The organism is Desulfomarina sp. (assembly GCF_054039375.1).
The window spans coordinates 1-7,879 of the sequence record NZ_JBPLBA010000262.1; the positions used below are offsets into that span (position 1 = coordinate 1).

The 7,879-nt window shown below is 45.6% G+C and carries 6 protein-coding genes; all 6 read right to left on the minus strand.

Features of this window, described 5'->3' with window-relative positions; all coding sequences use genetic code 11:
• The coding region (locus tag ACXLDX_RS14340) for a hypothetical protein (protein WP_457577869.1) at positions 1-1,077 on the minus strand (1,077 nt) is incomplete at its 3' end.
• 4 nt (positions 1,078-1,081) lie between these two features.
• Positions 1,082-1,789, minus strand: a complete 708-nt coding sequence (locus ACXLDX_RS14345; RefSeq protein WP_457577870.1) for a hypothetical protein — start codon at positions 1,787-1,789, stop codon at positions 1,082-1,084.
• Between the two features lie 449 nt (positions 1,790-2,238).
• Positions 2,239-3,054, minus strand: a complete 816-nt coding sequence (locus ACXLDX_RS14350; RefSeq protein WP_457577871.1) for an SAM hydrolase/SAM-dependent halogenase family protein — start codon at positions 3,052-3,054, stop codon at positions 2,239-2,241.
• 47 nt (positions 3,055-3,101) lie between these two features.
• On the minus strand, positions 3,102-4,292 hold the full coding sequence (mltA, locus tag ACXLDX_RS14355; protein WP_457577872.1) for a murein transglycosylase A: 1,191 nt from the start codon (positions 4,290-4,292) through the stop codon (positions 3,102-3,104).
• A gap of 6 nt (positions 4,293-4,298) precedes the next feature.
• A complete protein-coding gene (locus ACXLDX_RS14360; RefSeq protein WP_457577874.1) occupies positions 4,299-5,393 on the minus strand; it encodes a lytic murein transglycosylase in 1,095 nt (364 codons plus the stop codon).
• A 190-nt stretch (positions 5,394-5,583) separates the two neighbouring features.
• Positions 5,584-7,879, minus strand: a 2,296-nt coding sequence (locus ACXLDX_RS14365; protein ID WP_457577873.1) for an LPS-assembly protein LptD, incomplete at its 5' end; no start/stop codon positions are given.

The following is a 7,879-nucleotide window of genomic DNA, read 5'->3' on the forward strand; positions in this document are numbered from 1 at the left end:
TTCAAAGAATGAGAGTCCTCCTGCTTCAAAATTGATAAGTTCGGCGTTCAGGATTGAGCGAAGACCGATAAATTCCTCCTGAAAAAGCAGGGCTGTGTCGTAATCGGGAAGTCCGGTCAACTGCAGCTGATAGATGCGGGACGGTTTCATCAGCTGGTTCTCAAAGAAATCCCTGGTGAATTCATTACCGATCAACATGCCGATATCTTCCAGGGCCTGGTCCTCATCAGACCAGCTCTTGTGCCGGGGGACCTTGTTGTTGAAGTAGATTTCTTCACCCGTATGATTATCAATACATTTCACTGTCCAGGAAGTGAGGATATGCCTGGTGATGGCCAGCCCGGAGGCCTTGAGTGTAATTGAATTTGTTTTGAACTTGGCTTCGCCGATAACGGAAAAATCGGCAATTCTCCGTCCTCCCCGTTTTGATTTCAGTCCCCGCTGGAGGATTTTTGTATATTCTTCCGACCAGACCCTGTAACCAAAATGAACAAAGCGATCCTTGAGGATATTTTCGGCTATTGTTGAGTTCTCTTTTCCCGCCCGGCTCCCCCTTTCGGCGTCTTTTACGACTATGGCAACAGATATTGTGGGATTGCCATGCTGTCGTATCAGGCTTATACGGCTTTGCCGGGAAAGCGAGTCAAGTGCGTCCTTGACTTCGCCGATGAAGACTTCCGCCTTGATCTTGATATGCATGAGTCCATCTTCACCAAGGCGGGGAGACGACTGCTCCAGAATTTGTTTTATCAACCCTTTTGATCTTGAGAGAACCTTATCTTCTATAAGAAGATAGTTTTCAACCAGGGTTGAACTCTCCACATAGACACCTACCGCTTTTTCTATTGCCTGGCGCCTTGCATCCCGGCGCAGATCGTCAATCATCAATCCCTTGTCACGCTGGTACTGTTCAGCGCCCGGATCCGCCAGGCCCTCTGCGGAAACAACGATTGTTTCCGGAGGTTGTATGGCCGGGGTCGGGGCTGAGGCGAAAAAAACAAGCAAGGCCAGGATTGAAACCACTACTCCGGCAGGAGATGGGAACAAGGATGAAAATCTGCTGTTGTGAAGTTTCATGAAATCAATTTTCCTCCAGGCAATAATCTTTAAAGAGTTGATATACGATTGCATACGACTGCTCTTTAACGAGGGATTGAACGGTCCCCAGGGTATCTGTGTCGGAAAAAACAGCCTTTTTGACCTGGGCCGTGGAAAGCTGGGTGCCGTTTTTATCGTACAGTGTCAGACTGATTGTGACAAAAACCTCTTCAATTTTTATGACTTTATTTGTCTGTGTTCTGGTTGAGATGATTCCCTTGACAAGAAAATCAGCCCGCAACCGTTTTGCGGCTGTAAGCGCACCTTCCGTATCATTATTGAGGAAGGCTTCCTGTTCGGCTCTGGCAATCTGGTTGTTGATTTCAGCATTGGTATAGGTTTTGAGGCCGAGTTCGGTAAAGCCCTGATTAAGTTGAGCCATCAGGGGCCCATAGACCTGGTTTTTTGTGCCGAATCTCCTGTCCCAGTCGGGTTCACCTATGGTTATAACAGTTCCAAGATAGCCCCTGTAATCATCCCGGTGCTGTTCACCGATCATCGTGGCTATTTTTTTTCCTGCCAGAGAGGTGGGGCAGGAAAGGGTGGACAGGAGTTGACGGTCACTGGTTGCATTTTTCCGGGAATCGTTTTCCTGTTTTTCATATTCTGAAAAGGTAAATGAATAGGAGATTGCAGTGAAAAACAGAAAAAGCAGAATGAATGGTAAAACTATTTGCAACCGAAAACGCATGAGCCTTTCCCCCTGTTAACTGAAGCGTTTTGAGATCCTTCCTGAGTATTCCATAGACCGCATAGTATTCTGCAGGTGGTTATACTCTTATAATTTTTATCAGGATTAATTTTAGTTTATTCAATAGCCGGGAAATATCAAACTTAAAATGTAATTAAAATTTTTTCTGATTACGGACAAAAAACAGTCTGCAACGTGTGATCCTGGGGATGTGCCTGTTTTATCGGGCGTATTTCAAAAATAACAATTTGCCGGCTAAAAAAAACTGGGCTTACAATTTTTTATTTAATCCCTTATCAATTGAAATTTCCAGTGATTTTTACCAGTAGTCCGGTCTGATAAATCAGGCGCATCTTCAAGCCGGCAAGAGTTTCATGGGAAATCAGGAAATTAAACGTGGAGAACTTTTCATATTGCAATTTTAACGTATGAAAATCAGTTTGACATAATTATTCACAGGTAGAATCCATGATTGTAATGGTAATCACATTTCCCGGAGAAAGGGAAAATTTTTCCGCACCATTACCAGCGCTTGCTGCAATTTCAAGCATGTCATGACTGTCAAAAATTGCCAATGGCTGACCGTGATCATGTTCCTCGTAGGTGTTACTGACTGAGGTAAGAGTGAGAGATCCGACAGATATGGTGAATTGCCTTTTACAGATGAATTCTTGAAAAATTGTTCGGGATATATTGGTGCACAGGTTTCCGAATCTGTCGGTGGAGATGATTTTACCTGTGAGTGTTTTTTTATCGATGTGTGGCCGGGACATATCAAGCAGAACACATTCTTCTCTTTTCAGGGCTGGGCCGAGGTCACAGGGAGGAATCCCCATGGCCAGATGCGCGGCAACAGGTGCCATGATGTCCCTTCCGTGGAATGATTTGCTGACTTTTTTTAAAAAAAGCGCGTTATTGCTTACCCTGTGGATGGCTTTAAGATTTTCGGAGAGAAGAAACGGTGTCAGGATGCCGTTATCCGGTCCTATAAAGAGAAATGAGCCGGACCAGACGGAAAGGATCTTTCTTTTCCCGCCGACACCGGGATCTACTATGGCCAGGTGAATTGTATTTTCAGGAAAGAAGGGACATGATCTTTCCAGAATACGGGATGCGGCATGGATATCTCTGGGGGGCAGATTGTGTGTTATATCGATAATACGGGTACGTGGAGCCAGAGTCAGAATGACCCCTTTTAAAACTGCAACATATTCGTCGTTCAGGCCAAAATCGGTGGTCAGTGTGATGATCGGTTCTATGGACACAGGTCTTTCTCCTTCCTCTTAAGGTGGGGCGTTTAATCCTGCAGGACTCAGCGCCTGGTTTTTTTTCTGATAAGAAAATAGAGCTTTCCCGGTTCTTTCATTGTATTTGCCGCTGCTCTGGCATATTCTCCATGCCCCCAGAACATATCAACTCTGCCTGTCCCCTGGATCGCGGAACCTGAGTCCTGGGGAAAGACAAAACGATTCATGGGGATCCAGCCTGTGACCTTTCCCTCATTGTTTATAACAGGTTTTCTACTGGAAAGAAAACCTATGACTTCATCGGGCAGGGCATTGTGGTCAATTGCTATTGATCTGCCGGGGGTAAGGAATACACCGCAGCTGCCCCTGGGCGGGTGATTGTCCCCCCAGTTAAAAAAGATATAACGGGGATTGTGTCGGAGAATGCGTTGCAGTTGATCCGGGTGTTTTTTTAGATATTGCCGAATTCTCGGTACAGAGACCTCGTCAAGGGTCATTTTCTTTTCATCCACCAGCAGTTTGCCGATACTGTTGTATGGGTGGCCGTTGGAAGCAGCGAATCGAACCGTGCGGATACTGTTATCCCTGAGCCTGATTCTCCCTGAACCCTGCACATGGAGGAGAAAAGCGTCAAACGGGTCTTTGAGGTAGGCAAGTTCATGTCCTTCGATAACCTTTTCTGTTTCTATCTCTGCCCTGGTCCAGTATTTCGTGAAACCATCCGCGGTTATTCTGCCGGTGAAGTTTTTCCCATTGATTTTTCGAGAGATGAGATCTTTCGGTGGAGAATAAATGGGGTAGATAAAGGGGCCTGTTCTGATAAGACTGCCGGTAAAAACAGGTTCATAATAGCCGGTGACCAGCATTTCTCTTTTTCTTTTGGTTTTTCTTCCTCCCGCCTGGAAAACTTCATAGTTGTCACGAATATAGCGCTGCAGTTCTTCGGGAGAGGGGCTCCTGCGGATTTCCTCACTGAATTCCCGTATCGATTGTGCAGCCTGATCAGTGGAAAACTGATATTCTCCGAGAATTATTGGTGAGTGTTTTTCTTTTTTTTGAAGAAATTCCAGGTGGTTATCGGCAGCGGACAGAAATGACTGGAAACCCATGTCATCTGAAAAAACGGGCAGTTGATTTTTGTTGAGATGATGGAGAGGTTTATAGTGCTCCGCAAAGAAAAGAAAATAAACAGCAGAAAGCAGTAAAAGAAGGAGACACGATAAAAAAAAATTTACGGATCGGATTTTTGCGGACATGGGTGGTTAATTTTTTTCTCTGAAGGCAAGAGCCATTTCCGCAACCGCCATGGCATATTTATTGCTGTGGTTATACTCCGTGATGGCCTGCAGGTTTGGATATCCGGCAACAAAACGAATACCGCCGCCAAAAAAAGGAGATTTTTCCAGGCCGATGATTGACAATCCGCTGTTTTTCTGGGGACGGGGAATTCTGCGATCCTGAACCCGGGCGACCAGGCGCCAGTCCACACGGCCTTTGCGCCCTTTTTTATAGGCGGCGACAAGGATATCATCTTTTAATTCACTGCCGATATCAGCAAACAGGGGGGCATGGAGGACCCAGTTGAATCGTTTAAGATAATTGGCGATGGAGGCAAAGATATCTTCAGGAGATGAGATAAGGTCACGCCTGGAATCACCGTCAAAATCGACTCCATATTCATTGTAGCTGGAAGGCATGAACTGGGCCTGTCCGAAAGCTCCCGCATAAGACCCCTTGATGGAGTGTGGATCAAGATTGTTTTCCCGGCAGAGCAGAAGAAAATGGATCAGTTCCCTGCGGAAGAAATCAGATCTGCGTGGATAAGCGGCAAAAAGGGTATTGAGAGCTCTGAAAAGGTTGAACCCTCCCGTATTGGTGCCAAACCTTGACTCGATTCCCCATATGGCCACTATAACTTCCCGGTCGACTCCGAATTCTTTTTCAATTCTGTCAAAGAGCTGTCTGTGCTTCAGGAGTTCTTTTTTTCCTTTTGCCACCGAGGAAGGAGTAATGAAAAGGGGCCAGTATTTGTAGTAGGGTTTACCTTCCCACTGCTGGTCCATCAGTTGAAGGACTTTGCGTTTTATACTCACTCCCCTGAACAGGGCAAGCAGTTCTTCGTGGTTGAAATGATATTTTGTCTCCAGTTCCTGGAAAAAATTGATGTATTCCGGAGAAGAAAGATCAATTTTCTGTCCATCTCTGACAAGTTCAGCAGCGGGCGGTTTACTCCCGGCCATGGAAAAACAGGCAAATGAACAAAAAACCAACAGGGTGAGAAGCAGAAATATTATTTCCGTCTGCATCCGCGACGGCTTCGTGATTTTTTCCCTGATATCACTTTGAAACACAATCATAAAATTCACAATCAGGTCTGCTTCCTGAATCAGCAGTCGTTATTTACTGTCTGTCCAGAAAGGAGTAATTTCGTGCAAAATCAAGGACTGCAAAAAAATAAGCGCAGGCATGGAATTGTATTGATATTCCTGCTGTTATTTTTTAAGCATGACGTAGAGTTTGGGCGAAAGGGCCTTTTATGGACAGGCATTATTTAATCCCTATGCCACCGATATTTGCCAGTTTAAACAGTACGAGATAGGTGGTATCAGCCGGGGTGTATTTCGTTTCAAATTTAACAGACCAGCAGAGTGCCTGGTAGGTGAGTGAAGCGGTGGCTTCATCAGTTTCTTCGTGGGCGATTGAGTATTTCACTTCGCCCCCGGCTATCCAGTTTGCCAGAATTCGTGCCTGAATGCGGCCGTTTACCTGCTCAATATCACTGCCTGGTTTGTAACTGTAATCAAGTCCGAAGGAGTCTCCTCTACTGTTTGTATAGTCACCTTCGAAGGTGTGACTGTTAAACCTGTTGTCATAAACGTCATAGTAACTTCTGTAGTAGATATCAGCTCTTTTGAATGGCTTCCAACCCAGTTTGGTGTAGATGTCGGAAAACGGCTCGTCGGAAGCTTCGTCACGCAGATCATAAGACTGCTGGAGTTTGAGATAAGCGTATTCCTTCAGTTTTTCCATACCCGATTTGTTGTAGGTAAAGGTATTGAAAAAATTATCAATTCCATAACTGATGGAATTTTTTTCACCAATTGTGTCCACCTTGTCAAACTGGGGCAGATCTTTCTGGTCAATATCCTGAATATAGCCATATTTTATAAAAGGCCGGACCTGGTGAGCTGCGCTGCGGCGACCGGAATCACCGGAAAAAAAGTTTTTTTCCAGGGTTGTGGCAACTTCTGTTTCAAATTCAAGAAGAAAACGGTTCTGGGTATCATCCTTGTCCCATTCGCTGTCTCCATAACTTTTGACATAATAAAAAGTATCCCGAAGTCCCACCTCGGCTCTGGATTCCAGGTAGGGGCTCAGAGGCACGGGAGTCGCAATGGTGGGGTGGAGGTCAACCCTGTGACCTCCTATGCCGTCTTCTCTCCAGTAATTGACATAATCGGCATCCCAGTCCAGGGTGAAACTGCTGTCACTCAAGGGAATCGCACCGCTGAAATCCACGCTGGGCAGTTTCCAGAGTGGTGTATTGGTGTCGCTCGCATTTTTATCAGCTTCATTGATGGCCAGAAAATTTGTTTCCAGGGACATGCCGTTCCAGCTTCTCAGTATTTTGAGGCTGTTCTGCCTGAATTTGTCGGTTTCGTTTTGAAAACCACGGCCGAATGTTTTCAGGTACTGGTTGTGGTTCTTTTTAAAACCGGTAACACCGGATTTGAATTCAGTCAAATAGTCCTGATCGGAAACGATATCTATGTCCAGACGGCTTTGCCAGGCATCAGCAAAGGTGTGATCCGCCTTGCCCCGTATCCAGTAACGATCCTTGTTGGTATGTGTAAAGCCTGTATCCCTGTAATATCCGGTTTCGGAAGGATCGGACAGGCGGTCGTGCAGGTAATTGGCTGAAAAAATACCCTTGTCACTTGCCTTCTCAACATATCTGAATTCCACCCCCGGCATGAACCCTCTCTTCACATGATATTGGGGGAAGAACGTGGCATCCATTGATTCTGAAATATTAAGGAAAAAAGGCAGATTAAAGCCGAACCCGCCATTGCTTGACTGGGAAAATTCGGGGAACAGAAAACCGGTCTGTCGACTGTTTTTCACCGGAATGACCAGATACGGTGTATAGAAGACCGGGATATTTTTGATATTGAATTTCACATGTTTCAGAAATGCGTATCCGTTCTGGCGAACATCGGCTTCAGCACTGGAAAAACTCCAGGGGGGAGCCTCGTTGTTTTTAAGCTTACAGGTAATGACCCAGCCGTCCTTGATGCGATAGGTGTCGAAACCGGTTTTTTCGATAGATTTACCTTCCAGGTGCAGAGAATTTTTCTTGCGCAGGATGGTGGCGTTGGTGAATTCTCCCGTTTCACTGCCCAGTTTGATATTTCCTTCCTCGGCAAAAAGTTTGTCCTCGTCCGTGATAATCTGGACATTACCCTTGGCCTTGATTGATTCCAGTTCTATGTCATAGACTATCCAGTCTGCCTTTATGGTTATTGTGGTTTTGTATCCCGGCTCTGTTTCATTGGAAAGTTCATCGGCCGTAATCTCTTTTACCGGAGGGGCCTCTTCCAGCAATTCCGCCCACTCTGTCATTTTTGCAGCGGCAGTGGGTCGGGCTGCGGGGATTCGTTCTTTTTTTTCCAGGATAACATTGCCTTTGGCAACGATTGAACTGGGATTTTCATAACGGACAACTTTGTCAGCAGAAATATCCCATTGTTCGGTTGCAAGTTTTTCTGCCAGAACTTGCTGTGAGACACTGGTCACCAACAGTGACGAAATTACGATGAAAATGCGGCGTAGATTCAAGAGT